The following is a 19,340-nucleotide window of genomic DNA, read 5'->3' on the forward strand; positions in this document are numbered from 1 at the left end:
TTCCAACCGAATGGATCAACCCTTGAGGGATCAGGCGGAGCCGATGGAGAACACGTGGAACGTCCCGCCGGTCACCGAATCGGGCAGCGTCACCGACCGGATCTGCTTGCCCGCCTGCAACGCGATCGGCGCGGTGGCGAAGACGTGCACCTTGAGCTGCTGTGGCGTGCCGCTCGAGTTGTTCCGGTACGGCGTGGTGGCCACGATCCGGTTGCCGAACGACGGCGGCAGGTTCGCGCTGCCGCCCAACGCCCAGTCGGAGAACCCGACCTCGGCGTTCTGCGTGCTGCCGTCGGTGTAGGTGATCGTGAGCGTGCCGGACGCCTTGCCACCTCCGGCGCTGCCCAGCAGCCCGAGCTTCGTCGCACCGGCGGGCACGCCGACCGTCACCGTCTCACCGGAGGCGTTGACGTTGTCCGACTCACCGACCGGCGACGTCGGCCAGGCATAGGTGAGCCCGTCGGACGTGACCGTCCCGCCGGGCGTCAACCCCACGGCCGCCAGCGCCTCACGCGAGTAGCTCCACCCACCGCCGTCGAAATTGCCCACGGCCTGATCGGCGTCCGGTGACGTGCCGACGTTGTCGAACGCCGCACGCAGGCTCCCCGGCTCCGCCACCAGCACGGAGATCGTGGAGCGCTGGCCGTTGGAGAACGCCACGGGTATCCGGTGGGTCTGCTCGGCCGCACCCGCCGCGACCGCGACGGTCACCGTCACACCGGCCTTCTCCCCCGCCGGCACGGTCACCTCACCGGACGTCGGGGTGAGCGTGATCCCGGCCGGCGGCTGCGCGGTCCACGACACCTTGCCGCCGTCGCCGGAGAAGTCCTGGGCGCCGATCTTCACCGTGCCGCTGCCACCGGCGGGCAGCACCAGCCGTCCCGGTTCCACGTAGGCCTGCTGACCGACCTCGCCGTCCCGGAACGACGGCGGCGCGTCGGCCGGACCCGTGCCCCAGGTCGTCGGCGTCTCGGACAGCCCGAACTCCACCGTGCCGCCGTTGGCCACGAACGACTCGGGCAGCCAGGTACGCGTCTGCGCACGGCCGTTCAGCTTGAGGTCGGACACGTATGTGCCGCTGCCGGACGACTTGATCACGATCGGCGCGCCGTTCGGCCGGGTGATCGTCACCTCGCTGAACAGCGGGCTGTTGAGCACCAACTCGGCCCGGCCGGGGATCACCGGGTACATGCCCAGCGCCGCCCACACGTACCAGGACGACATCTGGCCGAGGTCGTCGTTGCCCATCAGCCCGTCCGGGTCCGGACCGAACAGGTCGTCCACCGCGCGCCGCGTCACGGCCTGCGTCTTCGCGGGCGCGCCGGCCCAGTTGTAGAGCCACAGCGAGTGCATGATCGGCTCGTTGCCCAGGAACGCGTGCGGCTCGTCCGGACCGGCGTTGAGCTTGGTGAAGAACGTGTCCAGCCGGTCGCGGACCTTCGCGTCGCCGCCCATCGCGGTGAACAGGCCGCGCGCGTTGTACGGGACCATCCACGTGTACTGGGCCGCGTTGCCCTCGACCCAGTTGTCCGGGCTGCCGGGCGTGAACGGCTCCACGTACGACCCGTCCCGGTTTCGCGGCTGGGTGTAGCCGGTGGCCGGGTTGAACACGTTCTGCCAGTACTGGGCGCGCTTCATGAACGTCTGCCAGGTGGCGCCGTCACCCAGCCTGCGGGCGAGGTCGGCGATGGCGAAGTCCGCGGTCGTGTACTCCAGGGTCGTCGCGGGCGCTCCCCACACGTTCCGCGCGCCCACCGGCACGTACCCGAGGTCCATGTACTCGGTCAGGCCCGGCCGTTCCTCGTAACCCTGGGTCGGCTGCGTCGCGCCGCGCAGCATCAGCAGCAACGCCTTCCGCGCGTCGAAGTCCTTGGCCCCGAACGCATACGCGCTGGCCACCATCACGTGGTACGGGTCGCCGACCATCACGCCGGTGTAGCCGTTGGCGACCGTCCAGCGGTCCCATGCGCCGCCCTGCTCGGCGAACGCGACCATCGAGCGGACCATGTCCGACGCCTCGGCGGGCGCGAGCAGCGACAGCAGCTGCATCTCCGAGCGGTAGACGTCCCAGCCGGAGAAGTTCGTGTAGACGGCGTGGCCCCGCTCGGCGGTGTGGAGGCGGCCGTCGAAGCCCGGATACCGGCCGTCCACGTCGGAGAAGACGTTGGGCTGCAACAAGGAGTGGTAGAGCGCGGTGTAGAACGTGGTGCGCTGGGCGTCGGTGCCGCCGGTGACCTTGATCTGGTTGAGCCGGTCGTTCCACGCCTTGCGTGCGGCGGTGTGGACGGCGTCGAACGACTTGCCCGCGTTCTCCGCCTTGAGGTTCAGCTTCGCGCCGTCGATCGAGACGAACGACAGGCCGACGCGCATGGTCACGTCCGGGTCGTCGAACGTCACCCAGCCGCCGGAGCCCGGCCCGGACACCGTGGTGTCCTCGTCCTTGGCTGAGCGCTCACCTTGCGCCTCAACGGTTTTCGGTGCGTCGCCGAGCCCTTCTCGGATGCCGGAACCGCCCCGCTCGGACGACCGGCCGGGCGTCACCGCGCCGTTCTTCCACGTGCCGACGGACGCGAACCGCTGGTCGAACTCGGCGTGGAAGTAGACCCGGTAGCGGTGGTCCGCGCCGCAGAACCGGCCGCTGGTGGCCCAGCCGCTGATGCTGTCCGTGCCGATGGTGACCTCGGCGTCGTCCGTGCCGGAGACCGAGCCGGACGTGTTGACCAGCAATGTCGACGTCGAGCCGCCGGTGTAGGCGAACCGGCCGACGCCGGTGCGTTGGGTGACGGTCAGCTCGACCTTCGTCCCGCTGTCGAGCGTCACGCCGTAGTAGCCGGGGCTCGCGCTCTCGTTGTCGTGCGAGAACGTCGAGACGTACCGGTCGGGGTCGGCCGCGGGTGACGTGGTGACCTCGCCGGCGAACGGCATGATCGGGATGTCCTGGTAGGTGGAGCAGCCCGCGCCGGACAGGTGGGTCAGGCTGAAGCCCTTGATCCGGTCGTCCTCGTACGCGTAGCCGCCGTGCTGCCGGGTCACCGTGTCCGGGCTCCACTGGACCATGCCGAACGGCACGTCCGCGCCGGGGAAGTTGTTGCCCGCGCCGCCGCCCGTGCCGTGGTCCGGGCCACCCGGCTGGGTGCCGACGAACGGGTTCACCCATCGCGCCAGGTCGTCCACTTGGGCCTCGACCGCCACCGGATGGACCACCGAGAGTGCCACCGCCCAGACCAACGCCAGTGCCGCCTTCACGAGCCGCCTCCTCGCTGACAACGCTGTCCACGAACTACGCGTAATCACATACTTGCGGAGAGTGCCGGGGTGCCGTCAACCTCGTGGCCCGGGGTTGTCCGGTTCGAGACAGGTCCGGTCGTTGACATCTGTGAACGCGAGGTGTGTGATTCGGCGACTATGACAACGTTGTCCCCGAACGGCGTGGCAGGCGCGCGCAAGGTGCGGCGGGCCACGATGAACGACGTGGCGCGGATGGCGGGCGTCAGCATCAAGACGGTCTCCCGCGTGGTCAACGACGAGGCGGGCGTGCACCCGGCCACCGCCGAGCGGGTGCTCGCGGCGATCGACCAACTGGGGTTCCGGCGCAACCTGAGCGCACGCAACCTGCGGCGCGGGTCGTCCACCGGCACTATCGGCCTCGTGCTCGAAGACGTCGGCAACCCGTTCTACTCCGGTGTCACGCGCGCCGTCGAGGAGATCGCACGGCTGCGCGGGCGGCAGGTCATCACGGGATCGTCCGATGAGGACCCGGTGCGGGAACGCGAGCTGTCGCTGGAGTTCTGCTCGCGGCGGGTGGACGGGCTGCTGGTCGTGCCGGCCGGATTGCAGCACGGGTACCTGGTGCCGGAGATGCGGGCGGGCACGCCGGTGGTGTTCCTGGACCGGCCGGCCGGTGACGTGGTGGCGGACACCGTGCTGGTGGACAACATCGGCGGCACCGTCGAGGCGGTCGCGCACCTGGCGTCGTTCGGGCACCGGCGGATCGCGTTCCTCGGTGACGCGCCGGACATCTTCACCGCCAACGAACGCCTGCGCGGCTACCGCGAGGGCTGCTTGCGTGCCGGTCTCAGCTATCACGAGTCGCTGGTGGTCATGGGGCCGCACGACGCGGAGTCGGTGCGCGCGGCGTTGCACGGCCTCCGGAACGCCGCCGAACCCGCGACCGCGGTGGTGACGGGGAACAACCGGATCACCGTGCACGCGGTGCGCGCGCTGGCCGGGTGCCCCGCGCGTCCCGCCCTCGTGGGCTTCGACGACTTCGAACTGGCCGACCTGCTGTCGCCGCCGGTGACCGTGATCGCGCACGACGCGAGCGCGCTCGGCAAGGCAGCGGCGGACCTGCTCTTCGCCCGGCTGGACGGCGACGCCTCCCCACCGCGCCGCGTCGTCCTGCCGGTCCGTTTGGTGGCCCGTGGATCAGGAGAGGTTCAAGTATGAGTTCCCGCGAGTCCTCCGCTCGGACACCGCGAGTCGATCGGTCCGGCACGGCGAACCCGCCGGTCGAGCCCATCGCGCTGGAGGCCAACCAGCCCCGGCAGTTCTACCGGGGCGGTGCGGCGATCGCGGCGTTCCGGCGGCGGGCCGATGCCGATCGCGGGCCGGAGGACTGGGTCGCGTCGACCACCACGCAGTTCGACAAGGACGAGTCGGGGCTGACCCGGTTGCCGGACGGTCGGTGGCTGCGGGACGCGGTGGCGGCGGACCCGGTGTCGTGGCTGGGTGACGAGCACGCGACGGAGTTCGGCGCGGACACGGCGCTGCTGGTGAAGCTGCTCGACGCCGGGCAGCGGCTGCCGGTGCACTGCCACCCGTCGAACGCCTTCGCGTCCACCCACCTGGGGTGCCGGCACGGGAAGACCGAGGCGTGGATCGTGATGGGCACGTCCGGCCCGGACCCGACGGTCTACATCGGGTTCAGGGAGGACGTGCCGGCCGCCGCCGTCGCCGAGTGGGTGTCCACTCAGGACTCGCCTTCGATGCTGCGGGCGTTGAACCCGGTCAGGGTTTCGCCCGGTGACACGGTGTTCGTGCCCGCCGGTGTGCCGCACGCGATCGGCGAGGGTGTGTTCATCGTCGAGCTCCAACAGCCGACGGACTTCTCCGTCACGTTGGAGTGGCGCGGTTTCCTGGCCGACGCGGAGGCCGGGCACCTCGGTCTTGGCTACGACAAGGCGTTGGACTGCGTGGAGCGCCGGGCCCAGTCCCCCGACCGCCTGGTGCGGCGGACGCAGGCGTCGACCGGCGAGTCGGTGAACCTGTTCGACGCGCAGGCCGACCCGTTCTTCCGCGCCGACCGGCTGCACGTGTCCGGCACGGCGGCGTTGGAGCCCTCGTTCGGTGTGTTCGTGGTGCTGGAAGGCGCGGGCACGCTCGGTCCCGTCGCGGTGCACCGGGGCAGCACGGTGGTCGTGCCGCACGCGGCGGGCGAGGTCGTGGTGACCGGCGACGTCGTCGCCATCCGGTGCCGGCCACCATCGGTGTCGAGCCTCAAGGGCTGAGCCGGGGCGTTGCTACCGGATCTCCGCCTCGGCGAACTCCCGGAAGCCGCGTGCCGGGCGGCCGGTGACGCGTTCGACGGTGTCGGTGACCCGGTCCTCCGACCCCGCCGCGATGTCGGTGTCGAGCGCGGCCAGCACGGCGGCGTAGGCGGCGGGAATGCCGTGCCCGGTCAGGCGCAACGCCAGTTCGTCCGCCGTGACGGCTCGGTGGCGCACCGGCCGGCCGAGCCTCCGCGCGACGATCGCGGCGGCGTCGGCGTAGCTCAGCGCCTCGGGGCCGGTCAGCACGTGCTCGGTGTTGTGCGGCACCTCGTCGACCAACGCGTGCCCGGCGACGGCGGCGATGTCTCCCGCGTCCACGAACGCCACCCGACCGTTCCCCGTCGCGGTGACGATCTCGCCGTCACGCGCGTCCCGTGCGAGTGGGCTCTCCCCGGTGAAGTTCTGCATGAACCACGACGGCCGCAGGACCGCCCACTCGGGCACGGTCGTGCGGACCAGGTGGTGCACCGCGCCCAGGCCAGGCGCACCCTCCGGCATCGCCGACGAACTGAGCTGCACGACCCGCCGGACGCCCTGACGTGCGGCTTCCGCCAGGAACGGCTCGACCGACGGGACCGGATCGGGCTCTGCCAAGGGCGCGATGAGGTAGACCGCCGACACCCCGTGCAACGCGGGCGCGTGGGTCTCCCGGTCCGCCCAGTCGAACCGCACCTGGCCGGCGACGGTCGGCGTGCGGGTCGCCGACCGGACCACGACACCACGTTGGGCCAGGAACGCGGCGACCCTCGACCCGGTGGTGCCGGTCGCGCCGAGGACCAGGACCTCAGACATCCGCACCTCCCGAGAACGCGGCGTTCAGCTCTCCCGAACCACCCATGGCCTCGGCCGCGGCCAGTGGGTTCCAGTAGTCGCGGTAGTGCCGGATCTCGCCGTCCCGGACGGTGACGACCGCGATGTAGCGCAGCCGGTACGGCCGCCCGGTGGCGACCACGATCCCGGCGGCCTCGAACTCCACGACCACCACTTCCGGGTCGAGGGTCCGGTGCAGGACCCGGTCGGTGATCTCCCGGACGTCGAGCAGGTCCGGGTAGCCCCGCATGTACTCGTGCACCGCCGCACGGCCCTCCACGCGCTGCGGATAACCGGGCGGCGCGAACGGGAACTCGATCACGCCGTGCTCCGCCCACAGCCCGGCGAAGGCGGTCATGTCCTTGGCAGGCAGGAGTTCCAGGGCGTGTTCGACCAGCTCATCAGCGTTCACCAAGTGCTCCTCAACGCTAGGACGGAACGGCACCGTCCCGTCCTAACGTACACAGGACGGGTCGGTACCGTCCACTCGCTACGATCGCCGCCATGAGCCCTCGCACGCCCACCGGCGCAGCCGTGCTGCAACCCGCCATCACCCGGGCCATCGCCGAAGCGGTCCTGGCCGAGTTGGCCGAGCACGGCTACGCCCGGCTGTCGATGGAAGCGGTCGCGAAGCGGGCCGGGGTCGGCAAGAGCGCGCTCTACCGCCGTTGGCCGTCCAAGCAGGAGATGGCGACGTCGGTGATCTCCGAGGCCACTGCGGCGCAGTCGCCGCCGACCGCGGACACCGGCTCGCTGCGGGACGACCTGCGCGCGACCGTGAACGCGCTCATGGCCTGGCTGGCGCACCCGCTGTTCTCACGCATCCTGCCCGACCTGGTGGCCGAGATGGCGCGCAACCCGGAACTGGGCGACGTCGTCGACGCCGTCGTCTGCGGGCCACGGCGGGAGCTGGCCGCCACCATGTTCCAACGCGCCATCGAACGCGGTGAGCTGCGCGCGGACATCGACCTGGAGATCACGCTCGACCTGTTCGCCGCGGCGATCCACTGGCGGCTCACCGTCCGCGCCGCGCAGGCGGAACCCGGCTACGTCGACAAGCTCATCGACACGATCCTCCGCGGGATCGGCGCCTGACCGGCGGCTCCACCCGATCGACAAGGCACCTAGAGGTACTTGTTCGCCAGGTCCGAGTACTCCTTCTCCAGGTCGTCCGCCAGGTAGGCGACGTACGCCCACGGCACCTCGTGCACGTGGTCGCGCATGCCGAGCAGGTGGCGCTTCGCCCGGTGCGAGTCCTCGGCCAGGGCGAACGCCGCCGCGAACAGGTTGTGCGCCTGCAAGGCCCGCGGGTGCGGCTTGGTCGGGGTCGAGTCCCACTTGTCCGCCGCGGTGGCGATCTCGTCGCGGTGCCGGCTGAAGTACCGCATCTTCAACGTCGCGATCTTCAACGCCGACCGCGCCTGCACCGCGTCCTCGAACTGCTCCAGGAAGATCTCGAAGTGGGCCAGCGGCAGCATCGCCACCACCGGGTCGCCGGGCGGCGCGGCGTCCACGCTGCCCTGGGCGAACGCCATCATCTCCTCGGCCGACCCGCCCCACTTGGCCGCCAGGATCTGCAACCGGGTCCAGTGCGCCGGGTACAGCGACGCGCACCGCGCCACGATCTCCCGCCAGACCTCGTCCTTCTGGTCTCGGTCCACCTGCAACCCGAGCCCGGCGGTCTGCAACTGCGCCCACGGCACCGCGTCGCGCGGCAGGAGCTTCGCGGCCTCGTGCAGCGGGGCGACGGCCTTGCGGAGGGTGCCGAAGAAGACCTTGAACCGGTCCTTGCCGACGCTGTCCGCCCGCCCCGAGCCGCGGATCGCCCAGGCCTCCCGGATGAACGCGGTGCCGGCCAGCAGCCACAGGTCCGGGTCGGTGTTGTTCTTCGCCAGCTCCAGCAGCTCGTCGGCGTGGCCGATGGCGTGCTCGCCCAGCACCTCGACCCGCAACGCGCGCACCTCGGGCTCGTCCCGGCACTCCGCGAGCACCGTGGTGGCCGCCCTCAGGTGCCCCGCATCCATCTCCTCGGCCGCGATGTCCAGGATCGCGTCGTCGTAGGTGTGGTCCCGCACCACTTCACGGGCAACCGCGGCAGGCCGCTTCCTCCGGAAAATCCCCACTCCAGCGACCTTACTTTCCTCCGAGACCGAGTGGCCTAAGTCTTTCGTAGAGCCGAACAGGGCCTTTCTGCGGTTGCCCTCCAGCCTACGGGCGCGATGGAGTAGTGCCCTCGACGGAGGGGGAATCCATGCGAGGAAGTCTCGTTGTAGCCGTGTCCGCCGCACTGCTCGCCGCCGCGCTGCCGACCTATGCGCAGGCCGAGCCGGAGCCGCGGCCGGAGCAATCCATCACGTGGTCGGCGTGCGCCGACATCGAAGGGCTCGAGTGCGGGACGTTCCAGGCGCCGTTCGACTGGCGCACGCCCGCCGACGGCCGGAAGATCACCATCGCGGTGAGCCGGCTCAAGCCTCGCGGGGGCGAGGCGAAGGGTTCCGTGCTGACCAACCCGGGCGGTCCGGGCGGGCCGGGGCGGACGTTGCCGCTGCTCTTCGCGGGTCGCGCCAAGCTGGTCGACGCCATGGAGATCATCGGCATCGACCCGCGCGGCACGGGGGCGAGCACGAACACCACGTGCGGCGGGCTGGACTGGATGTCCGTCACCGATCCGCGTGACCGCGGCCGTGCCAACACCAAGCTGCTCTACGACGCCGCCGAGCTCCAGGCCACCGCCTGCCAGACCCGCTCCGGCGAGTTCGGCAAGGTGGTCAACACCGAGCAGACGGTCCGCGACCTCGACCTGCTGCGCCAACTGCTGGGCCGGGAGAAGGTCAGCTGGATCGGCTATTCGGGCGGCAGCTGGATGGGCGCCTACTACGCCACCTACTTCCCGGACCGGGTGGACAAGTTCGTGCTCGACTCGAACACCGACTTCACCAGCACGTTCCAGGACATCTTCGACAACTTCGGCTACGGCTTCGAACGCCGGTTCCGCACCGACTTCCTGCCCTGGGCGGCCAAGTACGACAGCCTCTACCACCTGGGCACGACCGGTGAGCAGGTCCGCCAGATCTACGAGACGACCCGCGCGAAGCTGGCCGCGAACCCGCTGCCGCTGGACGACGGGACCGTGGTCGACGGCGTCCGGCTGGACCTCTTGCTGATCCGCGCGCAGTACAGCAAGCAGTCCTTCCCGCCCGCCGCGGAGGCGTTGGCGTGGATCAGCCAGGCCACGACGTCCGACGTCAAGACCCTGGCCGCGGCTCCGGCGGCGCTGGCGCAGTACCCGGACGCGTCCAACGCCACGCTGTTCGCCATCGCGTGCAACGACACGAAGTTCCGCCACAACCGCGCGACCCTGGCCGCCGAGGCCGAGCGGCTGGGCAAGCAGTTCCCGCTGTTCGGCTACTACCAGGTGCTCGCGCCGTGCGCGTTCTGGGACCGGCCGAAGCTGGACCTGAAGACGCCGACCGGCAAGGGCGTGCCGCCGATCCTCATGGTGCAGTCGGTGCGCGACCCGGCGACGCCGCTGGAGGGCGCACAGCGCGCCCACCGCAACTTCGAGGGTTCACGGCTGCTCACCGTGACCGACGAAGGCGACCACGGCGTCTACGGCTTCGGCAACGGGTGCGTGGACGACGTCGTGGAGTCGTTCATCGTGGACGGGAAGGTGCCGACGGCCGACCTGACGTGTCCGGGCATGCCGTTGCCCGACCCGACCGCGCCCGCCGCCGCGGCCACCCGTCCGCTGGTGGGCTGGCCGTTGTAGCGCACGAAGCACCGCCTAGATCGCACCGGTCTGCCGCCTGCGGGCGGCGTAGACACCGGCCTCGGTCCGCCGGTCGAAGCCGAGCTTGTGCAGCAGCGAGGAGACGTAGTTCTTGACCGTCTTCTCGGCCAGGTACAGCCGGTTCGCGATCTGCCGGTTGGTCAGGCCCTCGGCGATCAGGTCGAGGATCCGCCGCTCCTGCGGGCTCAACGCCGCGTAGCGCGGGTCCTCGACCGGTCCGCCGCGCAGCCGTTGCAGGACGGTCGCGGTGACGCTGGAGTGCAGCAGCGAGCCGCCGGCGGCCAGCGTGCGGATCGCGGACACCAGGTCGTTCCCGGAGACCTGCTTGAGCAGGTACCCGGCCGCGCCCGCCATGATCGCCCCGAACAACGCCTCGTCGTCGGAGTACGACGTCAGCATCAGGCACGCGGGCGGCGGCTGGACCGTCGAACGGATCTCCCGGCACACGGTGACGCCGTCGCCGTCGGGCAGCCGCACGTCGATCACGGCCACGTCGGGCCGGTGGAACGCGGCGGCGGACACGGCCGTGGCGGCGCTCTCCGCCTCACCGACCACCTCGATGTCCGGCTCCACCGCCAACAGCTGTTGCAGACCACGCCGCACGATCTCGTGGTCGTCCACTAAAAGCACCGAGATGGACATGGTCCTCTTCCCCTACACCGACACCAAAGGCACGCGCCACGTCACGCTGACGCCCCGGCCCCCGGTCGACTCGACCTCGCACGAACCGTCCCACCTGGCCGCCCGCGCGGCCATGTTGACCAGGCCGCCGGAGTGCCTGCCGCGGCGGTTCGGCAGGCCTTCGCCATCGTCCCGCACGACCAGTCGCAGCTCGGTCGCCGCGCGATCCACCGACACCTCCACCTCGACCTTCTTCGCCGACGCGTGCCGGGCGGTGTTGGCCAACGCCTCGCGCAACGTGGCCAGCAGGTCCGGCCGCACCTGGTCGGGCACCACCGAGTCGACCGGCCCGTCCATCGCCAGCGACGGCTCGAAGCCGAGCAGCCGGGCCGACTCCTGCACCACCTTCAGCAGCTGCGCGCGCAGGTCGGCCGCGCCTGCGGGTGGTTCCTGCAACGAGAAGATGGTGCGCCGGATCTCCCGGATGGTCTGGTCGACCTCGGTGACGAAGTCCGCCAGCCGCTGCGCCACCATCGGCTGCTCCACCAGCCCGTTCATGCTCTGCAACCCGAGGCCGAGCCCGAACAGCCGCTGCACCACGAGGTCGTGCAGGTCGCGGGCGATCCGGTCGCGGTCCTCCAGCACGGCCAGTCGGCGTCCCGCGCCGGTGGCCCGGGTGAACTCGAGGATCAGCGCGGCCTGCCGGGCGAACGACTCCACCAGCGCCACGTCGGAGGCGTCGAACGCCCGCTGGTCACGGGCACGCGCCACGATCAGCACGCCGAGCACCCGTTCCCCGGCGGCCAGCGGCACGAACACCACGGGCCCGATCCGGTCCTGGCCGGGCAGCCCGTCGAGCACCTTGGCCCGGCCGCTGTCGAACACCTCCCGCGCGGCGCTGCCCTCGCTCGACACCCCGAACCCGCGTCCCTCGCCGTCGAGCACGCGGACCGACAGGTCGCCCTGCACGTCGGGCAACGCCAGCAGCGCGTTCACGCCGTCCGCGGCCAGCCGGGCGCGCACCGCGACCAGCCGCAGCGCGTCCCGGTCGGGGGTGCCGGTGAGCAGCGCGTTCGTCACCTCGTTGGACGCGCGCAGCCACACCTCGCGCTGCCGCGACTGCTCGTAGAGCCGGGCGTTCTCGATCGCGATGCCCGCCGCCGCGGCCACCGCCACCACGATCTCCTGGTCGGCGCGGCTGAAGTCCGCGCCGCCGTCCTTGTCGGTCAGGTAGAGGTTGCCGAACACCTCGCCGCGGACGTGCACCGGCACGCCGAGGAACCCGGGCGCGGCCGGGTCGAACGCCGCCGCCACCGATCCGGGCTGGTCGGAGTCGGTGTGGTGGCCGTCGCCGTAGGTGAACTCCAGCAGTTGGCGATCCGGCCCCACCACGGCCAGCGCGCCGTACCGGGCGCCGACGAGGCTGCACGAGGACTCCACGATCCGGCGCAGGACGTCCGGGAGCGACAGGTCGCTGGCCAGGGACACGACCGCGGCCAGCAGCCGGTGCAGCCGTTCCTGCGAGACGATCACCTCGGCGGTCCGGTCGGTCAGTTCGCGCACCAGGCCGTCCAACCGCACCGCGGCGTTCGCGTCCGGGGATCCAGGCACCCGAGACCACCCTCCGTTTCGGAGGATTCCGAGGTTAACGCCTTCTACCGGGGGATGCGACGGCCGGTGAGGAGTTCGAGGTCGACCGCCAGGTAGCGGTCGTGGTCGCCGTAGGCGCGCGACGCCAGCGGCAGTTCGCGCAGCCGGGCCAGCCACGGCTCGTCGACGACCTCCGTGACGTGGCCGACGGCCATCACGGACCAGCCGCGGGACAGGTCGGGGGCCACGTCGTCGATCTGGAACGCCACGATCGTGTCGCGGGCGACGAGGGTCGCGCTGCGGTCCGGCACGCGGAGCACGACGCAGTCCCCGTCGAGCGCGAACACGACGGGGTGCACCACCGGCAGCGCCTTGTGGGTGTAGACCAGGCGACCGACGGCGGCCGTGTCGAGCAGCTCCAGGCATTCCTCGCGGGAGAGGACCTGAAGTCCCGCGGAGTCGTACATCGCACCCCTTCGCCCCCGGTCGCAGGACTAAGACGTTCGGCGTTGTGATCGTCCTTGCCTAGAGTCGGAAGTCCCGGCTTCCTCGCCTTCCACCCGGATGGGGGATTTCCAGTGGCGTCACCCGATGTAGGCGCGTTCCTCCGACGCCTCGGTCTGACCGAGGCCGAACCTCCGAGCGTGGCCGCGTTGACGCGGTTGCACCAGGCGTACGTGGAGCGCGTGCCGTACGAGACGGTGGAGATCCAGCTCAGCCGGATGACGTCGATCGACCCGCGTGACGCGGTGGCACGGGTGCTGTCCGGTTTCGGCGGGTCAACGGGGCGTTCGCCGAGCTGCGACCGCCTAGTACTCGGTGAAGTGCCGCTCGAACCCCTGGTAGAGCTGCGGTGCGTACCGCTGCAACGCCAGGTCGAGCATGGGGCCGCCGGTCTCGTCCGCCAACTGGATCCAGTAGCCGTACATGTTCTTCGGGATGGTGCGGTAGGCGGCGGCGAACCCGTTCTGATCCCTGGGCTCCAGGTGCATCCACAGCGACGGCTTGTCGCCACCGGTCCGCGACAGCCCCACCGCGCGCAACTCGTACCACGGCACCGCCCACGACGCGCCCTTCTCCACCCAACGCAGGCCTTGCGGATCCACGACCAGCCGACGCAGCCGTGCCCGCCGCCGCCAGACGCCACCGCCGATCAGGCCGCCGAGCGCGACCAGCGGCCCGACGAACATCGCCGCCAAGTGGCCGTCGGAGTACGCCAGGAACATCAGCAGCACCCCGAGCGCGGTCAACCCCAGCTGCGCCGCGAGCGCGACCCGCCGCTCGGTCCGATGGCCGAACGGAATCTCGATCTCGTTCACGTCAACCCCACGGGCGTCTTACCCCCCGGCATCATGCGCCTACCCCTTCGACCAGTCGATCAGCCGCAGCGTAGGGGTCCAACTCACCCGCCACGACCCGTTTGGCGAGGGTTTCGAGCGCGGACGCGCCGCGCAGGCCGCCGATCCGGGAGCGCAGCCCCGCCAACGCGATCGCCTCGATCTCGCCGGCCGCCCTGGTGGCACGCCGTCGTTCCAGCTCACCGCGTTCCACCAACCAGGTGTGGTGCGAGTCGATGGCGTCCACGACGTCGTCCAGGCCTTCGGAGCGCGAGGCGACCGTCTTCACCACGGGAGGCCGCCAGAGCCCTCCCTCCCGGTCCCGGCGGCCCAGGGAGATCATGTGCTTGAGGTCGCGCGCGGTCTGGTCGGCGCCGTCGCGGTCGGCCTTGTTCACCACGAACACGTCCGCGATCTCCAGGATGCCCGCCTTCGCGGCCTGGATGCCGTCACCCATGCCGGGCGCGAGCAGCACTACCGTCGTGTCGGCCAGCGACACCACCTCGACCTCGGACTGCCCCACCCCGACCGTCTCGACCAACACGACGTCGAACCCGGCGGCGTCCAGCACTCTCAGAGCCTGTGGCGTGGCCCACGACAGGCCGCCCAGGTGACCTCTCGTGGCCATGGAGCGGATGAACACGCCGGGGTCGGTGGCGTGCTCGCCCATCCGCACCCGGTCGCCGAGCAGCGCGCCGCCGGAGAACGGCGACGACGGGTCCACAGCCAGCACGCCGACCCGTTTGCCGCGCGCGCGGTAGGACGCGACCAGCGCCGACGTGGACGTGGACTTGCCCACGCCCGGAGCACCCGTCAAGCCGATGACCCGGGTGTTCCCGCAGAACGGCGCCAGCGCGGCAGCCACCTCGCGCAACTGCGGGCTGGCGTCCTCCACCAGCGAGATCAGCCTGGCGACCGCGCGCGGTTGTCCCTCACGCGCGCGGTCGACCAGTTCCGCTACGTCAACGGTGCGAACCACACCGCTAGACCTTAGGGACGCGGACGATCAGGGCGTCGCCCTGACCACCGCCGCCGCACAGGGCGGCCGCGCCCACGCCGCCACCGCGGCGCTTCAGCTCCAGCGCGAGGTGCAGCGCGATCCGGGCGCCCGACATGCCGATCGGGTGACCGAGGGCGATCGCACCGCCGTTGACGTTGACCTTGTCCTCGGCGATGCCGAGTTCCCGCGTGGAGACGAGGCCGACCGCGGCGAACGCCTCGTTGATCTCGACCAGGTCCAGGTCGGCGGGGTCGATGCCCTCCTTGGCGCACGCGGCCTTGATCGCGTTCGCGGGCTGCTCGTGCAGGCTCGCGTCCGGACCGGCCACCACGCCGTGCGCGCCGATCTCGGCCAACCAGGTCAGGCCAAGCTCCTCGGCCTTGGCCTTGCTCATCACGACCACCGCAGCCGCGCCGTCGGAAATCTGCGACGCCGAGCCCGCCGTGATGGTGCCGTCCGAGGCGAACGCCGGGCGCAGCTTGGCCAGCGTCTCCACGGTGGTGTCGCCGCGCACGCCCTCGTCGGTCGAGACCAGCACCGGGTCGCCCTTGCGCTGCGGGATCGAGACCGGGGCGATCTCCTCGGCGAACACGCCATTCCCGGCGGCCTTGGCGGCCAGCTGGTGCGACCGGGCCGAAAACGCGTCCTGCTCCTCGCGGGTCAGGCCGTAGCGGGCGTTGAACTTCTCCGTGGAGGAGCCCATCGCGACCTGGTCGAACGCGCAGAACAGGCCGTCGTAGGCCATGTGGTCGATCATCGACACGTCGCCGTACTTGAACCCGCCGCGCGACTTCGGCAGCAGGTGCGGCGCCTGGGTCATCGACTCCTGGCCGCCCGCCACCACGATGTCGAATTCACCCGCACGGATGAGCTGGTCGGCCAGCGCGATCGCGTCGATGCCGGAGAGGCACACCTTGTTGATCGTCAGCGCGGGCACCGACATCGGGATGCCGGCGTGCACCGCGGCCTGGCGCGCGGGGATCTGGCCCGCGCCCGCGGTGAGCACCTGGCCCATGATCACGTACTGCACCTGCTCGGGCGCGACACCAGCCCGTTCGAGGGCCGCCTTGATCGCGACGCCACCGAGCTGGGCGCCGGAGAAGTCCTTCAACGATCCGAGCAGTCGCCCCATCGGGGTTCGGGCCCCGGCGACGATGACGGAACCGGACACAACAGCCTCCACAGCGGGTGTAAGCGAGTGTTAACACGCCACGATACCCACGGTTACCGCGCGGTAGCCTGTGAGGCGTCGCACAGCAGGACCTGCACCGATTCGGTCATTACCCTTTCCTGCCATGGAAGAGATCCGAGCTTTTGTGACGGCCGTCGACCACGTCGGGATCGCCGTGCCCGACCTCGACCGGGCCATCGCGTTCCACCGGGAGACCTTCGGCCTGGTCGTCGCGCACGAAGAGGTCAACGAAGAGCAGGGCGTGCGCGAGGCGATGATGCGCGCGCCGGGCGACGACGGGTCGGGCGCGGGCGTCCAGCTGCTCGCGCCGCTGACGCCGGAGTCGACCATCGCCAAGTTCATCGACCGGTCCGGGCCGGGGCTCCAGCAGCTGGCCTACCGGGTGTCCGATGTGGACGCCGCGTCCGAAGCGCTGCGCGCCAAGGGGATGCGGCTGCTGTACGACGCGCCGCGACGCGGTTCGGCGGACAGCCGGGTGAACTTCGTGCACCCCAAGGACACGGGCGGCGTCCTGGTGGAACTGGTGGAGCCGGCCCACTGAAGGGTTGCTCGAACGCGGGCCTGCCCACCACCGGCCCGATCGCTGTTCGTTGAGGTTCAGTCGAGCGCGGGCCTGCCCACCACCGGCCCCTGCCGCTCGAGCGCGGCGGCCACGAACGTCAGCTCCAGGTCCATCCGGTCGTCTTCCGGCGCGTGCCGGGCGACCGCGTGCCGGTAGCTGACCGCGAGCGCGAGCAGCGCCGACGCGCTGTCCACGTCCTTCGTCGCCACCGCCGCCCCACCGGCCGCGATGATGACGTTGCGGATCTGCCGCACCACCGACTGGTAGCGCTCGTGCAGCGCGTCACGGACCGCCGTGTGCGTGTCCGCCTCACGCCACAGCAGGTGGCTGAGCAGCGGTGATGCGTTCAACCGCGCGTCCAGCGCCGCGACCAGCCTGCGCAGGCTCTCCGCGATGTCGCCGACCACCACGACCCGGCGCGCGTCCACCGTGCCGTCCGGCAGGCGCTGCACGAGTGCCGCGAGCAGGTCGGTCTTGCGGCGGAAGTAGTAGTGCACGAGCCCTTTCGGCACCGCGGCGCGTTCGGCGATGCGCGACGTCGGCGTGGCGTCGAACCCCGACTCGGCGAACAACTCCTCGGCCGCTCGCAGGATCCGATCACGGGCCGACGAGTCCGACGAGTCCTCTGCCAACGCTGTCTCCTGTGTTGAATTGCTGTGTTGAATTGCCGCTGCTCCGCAGACGGCGGCTCGGTCGCCTGGAAGTCGATCGCTCGTGGCCCGGTTTTCGACGATCGAAGGGCGTGATCGCCGAAAACCGGGCCACGAACGATCGACGCGACCTCGCGGGGGTTGCGATTCGCCGGGCTGACAAGTGCGGTTGCCGACGAACGGGCTTGCCGGCTTGCCGGGGTTGCCGGCTTGCCGGGGTTGCCGACTCGCTGGGGCTGCCGGGCTTGCCGAGGCTGCCGGGGTTGCCGACCGTTCGTTGGGTCGGATTAGGCGGTTCCGGCTACTCGGCCGCTGTGGGCTGCGTTTGCCAGTGGGAGGGCCATTGCGCCTGCCGCGACGGTCAGCACGCCGCCGACCCACGAGACCCACGCCGCGCCCATCATGTCGCTGTAGCCGATCACCCACGGCGAGATGAACAGCAGCGCGCCGAGGACCATCTGGAACCACTCGCCGTAGACCATCCCGGGCATCGCGAGCGACGCGAGGCCGTCGATGGCGATCAGCCCACCCAGCACGATCATCGTCCACATGGCGCCCGTGGTGGTCTCCACCACCAGGGGCGAGAGCAGAACGAGAGCGCCGATGCCGACCTCGGCCCAGTCCTGCCACCTGGTCCATGCCTTTGCCATGACCACTACCTCCGTCCTTCGACTTCGGACACCAACGATGGTGCGCTTGGTTGGCCGCCCGGTCAAGAACCGCCGATCGGCGGGAGAGCACCGTTCGGGGGAAAAGTCAGTGCGGTGTCTCACAGGTTCAGGTTCTGAATCGGTTACCCGTGGGTAACCTCCGGCCACCTGCGTGGACCTGGCGCCACCACATCCCTACTCACCCCCAAATGGGAGGGAACCCCGTGCGGAAGATCCTCGACGCGATCCTCGCCGATGAACTGGACGCGATCGGATCGCTGGACGTACCGGAGAGTTACCGGGGCGTGACGGTGCACGCCGACGAGGTGGCGATGTTCGAGGGTCAGGCCACCAAGGACAAGGACCCCCGGAAGTCGCTGCACGTCGACGAGGTCCCGACGCCCGAACTGGGCCACGGCGAGGCGCTGGTGGCGGTGATGGCCAGCGCCATCAACTACAACACCGTGTGGACCTCGATCTTCGAGCCGCTGCCGACGTTCGCGTTCCTGAAGAAGTACGGCGGCCGGCACGACCAGCCGTTCCACGTGGTCGGCTCCGACCTGGCCGGCGTGGTGCTGCGCACCGGTCCCGGCGTCAACTCGTGGAAGCCCGGCGACCGGGTGGTCGCGCACTGCCTCGACGTGCAGCTGGAGCACTCCGACGGGCACAGCGACACCATGCTCGACCCGGAGCAGCGGATCTGGGGCTTCGAGACCAACTACGGCGGCCTGGCCGAGATCGCGCTGGTCAAGGCCAACCAGCTGATGCCGATGCCGAACCACCTGACGTGGGAGGAAGCGGCGTCACCCGGTCTGGTGAACTCCACGGCGTACCGGCAGCTCGTGTCGACCAACGGCGCGAACATGAAGCAGGGCGACACCGTGCTGATCTGGGGCGCGTCCGGCGGCCTCGGCTCGTACGCCACCCAGTTCGCGCTGAACGGCGGCGCGACCCCGGTGTGCGTCGTGTCGTCGCCCGAGAAGGCCGAGATCTGCCGCAAGATGGGCGCGGAGTTGATCATCGACCGCAGTGCCGAGGGCTACAAGTTCTGGAAGGACGAGCACGAGCAGGACGTGCGCGAGTGGAAGCGGCTCGGCGCGAAGATCCGCGAGCTGACCGGCGGCGACGACCCGGACATCGTGTTCGAGCACCCGGGCCGTGAGACGTTCGGCGCGTCGGTGTACGTGGCGCGCAAGGGCGGCACGATCGTGACGTGCGCGTCCACCAGCGGGTTCATGCACCAGTACGACAACAGGTACCTGTGGATGCACCTCAAGCGGATCATCGGCTCGCATTTCGCGAACTACCGCGAGGCCTGGGAGGCCAACCGGTTGGTCGCCAAGGGGAAGATCCACCCCACACTGTCCAAGGTGTACTCGTTGGAGGACACCGGGCAGGCCGCGCACGACGTGCACCGCAACGCCCACCAGGGCAAGGTCGGTGTGCTGGCGCTGGCACCGGAAGCAGGGCTCGGCGTGCGTGACCACGATCTTCGTGCCGCGCACCTGACCGAAATCAACCGATTCCGGGGCGTGTAAAGCGAAATCACCCTTGAAGTGCGGCCGGCAGGTGCCGGCCGCACGTCAAGA

The 19,340-nt window shown here is 70.6% G+C and carries 18 protein-coding genes; 6 read left to right on the plus strand and 12 right to left on the minus strand.

The window, feature by feature from the left end; translation table 11 throughout:
• Positions 1-30: 30 nt before the first annotated feature.
• On the minus strand, positions 31-3,246 hold the full coding sequence (locus F4560_RS26125; RefSeq protein ID WP_312869483.1) for a GH92 family glycosyl hydrolase: 3,216 nt from the start codon (positions 3,244-3,246) through the stop codon (positions 31-33).
• A 216-nt stretch (positions 3,247-3,462) separates the two neighbouring features.
• Here F4560_RS26125 and F4560_RS26130 point away from each other — a divergent pair, with 216 nt between their 5' ends.
• Together F4560_RS26130 and F4560_RS26135 are read left to right on the plus strand one after the other, a co-directional pair.
• On the plus strand, positions 3,463-4,446 hold the full coding sequence (locus tag F4560_RS26130) for a LacI family DNA-binding transcriptional regulator (RefSeq protein ID WP_184929399.1): 984 nt from the start codon (positions 3,463-3,465) through the stop codon (positions 4,444-4,446).
• Complete coding sequence (locus F4560_RS26135) at positions 4,443-5,507, plus strand: class I mannose-6-phosphate isomerase (protein WP_246477884.1); 1,065 nt, start codon at positions 4,443-4,445, stop codon at positions 5,505-5,507. Before F4560_RS26130 ends, F4560_RS26135 begins: the two co-directional genes overlap by 4 nt.
• Before the next feature lie 12 nt (positions 5,508-5,519).
• Here the strand turns inward: F4560_RS26135 and F4560_RS26140 are convergent, their stop codons facing one another.
• Positions 5,520-6,341 (minus strand): NAD(P)H-binding protein, encoded by an 822-nt coding sequence (locus tag F4560_RS26140; RefSeq protein ID WP_184924129.1) that lies wholly within the window; start codon positions 6,339-6,341, stop codon positions 5,520-5,522.
• Complete coding sequence (locus F4560_RS26145; RefSeq protein ID WP_184924131.1) at positions 6,334-6,771, minus strand: nuclear transport factor 2 family protein; 438 nt, start codon at positions 6,769-6,771, stop codon at positions 6,334-6,336. The genes F4560_RS26140 and F4560_RS26145 overlap by 8 nt, the downstream gene beginning before the upstream one ends.
• Positions 6,772-6,863: 92 nt before the next feature.
• Between F4560_RS26145 and F4560_RS26150 the strand changes: the two genes are divergently transcribed.
• Positions 6,864-7,454, plus strand: a complete 591-nt coding sequence (locus tag F4560_RS26150; protein ID WP_184924133.1) for a TetR/AcrR family transcriptional regulator — start codon at positions 6,864-6,866, stop codon at positions 7,452-7,454.
• 29 nt (positions 7,455-7,483) lie between these two features.
• On the opposite strand, the gene F4560_RS26155 is transcribed toward F4560_RS26150, so the two are convergent.
• Entirely contained in the window at positions 7,484-8,482 is a 999-nt protein-coding gene (locus F4560_RS26155; protein WP_312869484.1) for a hypothetical protein, read from the minus strand.
• 152 nt (positions 8,483-8,634) lie between these two features.
• On the opposite strand from F4560_RS26155, the gene F4560_RS26160 reads away from it, so the two are divergent.
• Positions 8,635-10,128: an alpha/beta hydrolase gene (locus tag F4560_RS26160; protein WP_312869485.1), complete on the plus strand. Its 1,494-nt coding sequence runs from the start codon at positions 8,635-8,637 to the stop codon at positions 10,126-10,128.
• 15 nt (positions 10,129-10,143) lie between these two features.
• Here the strand turns inward: F4560_RS26160 and F4560_RS26165 are convergent, their stop codons facing one another.
• The 6 genes from F4560_RS26165 to F4560_RS26190 all read right to left on the minus strand — a co-directional run bounded on the left by F4560_RS26165 (position 10,144) and on the right by F4560_RS26190 (position 15,868).
• Positions 10,144-10,791 carry a response regulator gene (locus F4560_RS26165; RefSeq protein ID WP_184924136.1) on the minus strand — a complete coding sequence of 216 codons (648 nt, stop codon included), beginning with the start codon at positions 10,789-10,791 and terminating at the stop codon, positions 10,144-10,146.
• A gap of 12 nt (positions 10,792-10,803) precedes the next feature.
• Positions 10,804-12,381 carry a sensor histidine kinase gene (locus tag F4560_RS26170; protein ID WP_184924138.1) on the minus strand — a complete coding sequence of 526 codons (1,578 nt, stop codon included), beginning with the start codon at positions 12,379-12,381 and terminating at the stop codon, positions 10,804-10,806.
• A gap of 44 nt (positions 12,382-12,425) precedes the next feature.
• Positions 12,426-12,827: a pyridoxamine 5'-phosphate oxidase family protein gene (locus F4560_RS26175; protein WP_184924141.1), complete on the minus strand. Its 402-nt coding sequence runs from the start codon at positions 12,825-12,827 to the stop codon at positions 12,426-12,428.
• A gap of 342 nt (positions 12,828-13,169) precedes the next feature.
• The gene (locus tag F4560_RS26180; RefSeq protein ID WP_184924143.1) at positions 13,170-13,679 is read right to left on the minus strand and encodes a hypothetical protein; all 510 of its coding nucleotides are present in this window, start codon (positions 13,677-13,679) and stop codon (positions 13,170-13,172) included.
• A gap of 31 nt (positions 13,680-13,710) precedes the next feature.
• The gene (gene meaB / locus F4560_RS26185; protein WP_184924145.1) at positions 13,711-14,676 is read right to left on the minus strand and encodes a methylmalonyl Co-A mutase-associated GTPase MeaB; all 966 of its coding nucleotides are present in this window, start codon (positions 14,674-14,676) and stop codon (positions 13,711-13,713) included.
• Between the two features lie 4 nt (positions 14,677-14,680).
• Positions 14,681-15,868 carry an acetyl-CoA C-acetyltransferase gene (locus F4560_RS26190; RefSeq protein WP_184924147.1) on the minus strand — a complete coding sequence of 396 codons (1,188 nt, stop codon included), beginning with the start codon at positions 15,866-15,868 and terminating at the stop codon, positions 14,681-14,683.
• Between the two features lie 124 nt (positions 15,869-15,992).
• Between F4560_RS26190 and mce the strand changes: the two genes are divergently transcribed.
• Positions 15,993-16,430 (plus strand): methylmalonyl-CoA epimerase, encoded by a 438-nt coding sequence (gene mce / locus F4560_RS26195; RefSeq protein WP_184924149.1) that lies wholly within the window; start codon positions 15,993-15,995, stop codon positions 16,428-16,430.
• A gap of 56 nt (positions 16,431-16,486) precedes the next feature.
• Here mce and F4560_RS26200 read toward each other — a convergent pair whose 3' ends face one another.
• Together F4560_RS26200 and F4560_RS26205 are read right to left on the minus strand one after the other, a co-directional pair.
• A complete protein-coding gene (locus F4560_RS26200) occupies positions 16,487-17,083 on the minus strand; it encodes a TetR/AcrR family transcriptional regulator (protein ID WP_184924151.1) in 597 nt (198 codons plus the stop codon).
• Positions 17,084-17,388: 305 nt separating this feature from the next.
• Entirely contained in the window at positions 17,389-17,751 is a 363-nt protein-coding gene (locus tag F4560_RS26205) for an SPW repeat protein (RefSeq protein WP_184924153.1), read from the minus strand.
• A gap of 209 nt (positions 17,752-17,960) precedes the next feature.
• On the opposite strand from F4560_RS26205, the gene ccrA reads away from it, so the two are divergent.
• Complete coding sequence (gene ccrA, locus F4560_RS26210; RefSeq protein WP_184924155.1) at positions 17,961-19,289, plus strand: crotonyl-CoA carboxylase/reductase; 1,329 nt, start codon at positions 17,961-17,963, stop codon at positions 19,287-19,289.
• Positions 19,290-19,340: the final 51 nt, after the last annotated feature.

It is taken from the genome of Saccharothrix ecbatanensis, assembly GCF_014205015.1.
GTDB classification, from domain to species: domain Bacteria; phylum Actinomycetota; class Actinomycetes; order Mycobacteriales; family Pseudonocardiaceae; genus Actinosynnema; species Actinosynnema ecbatanense.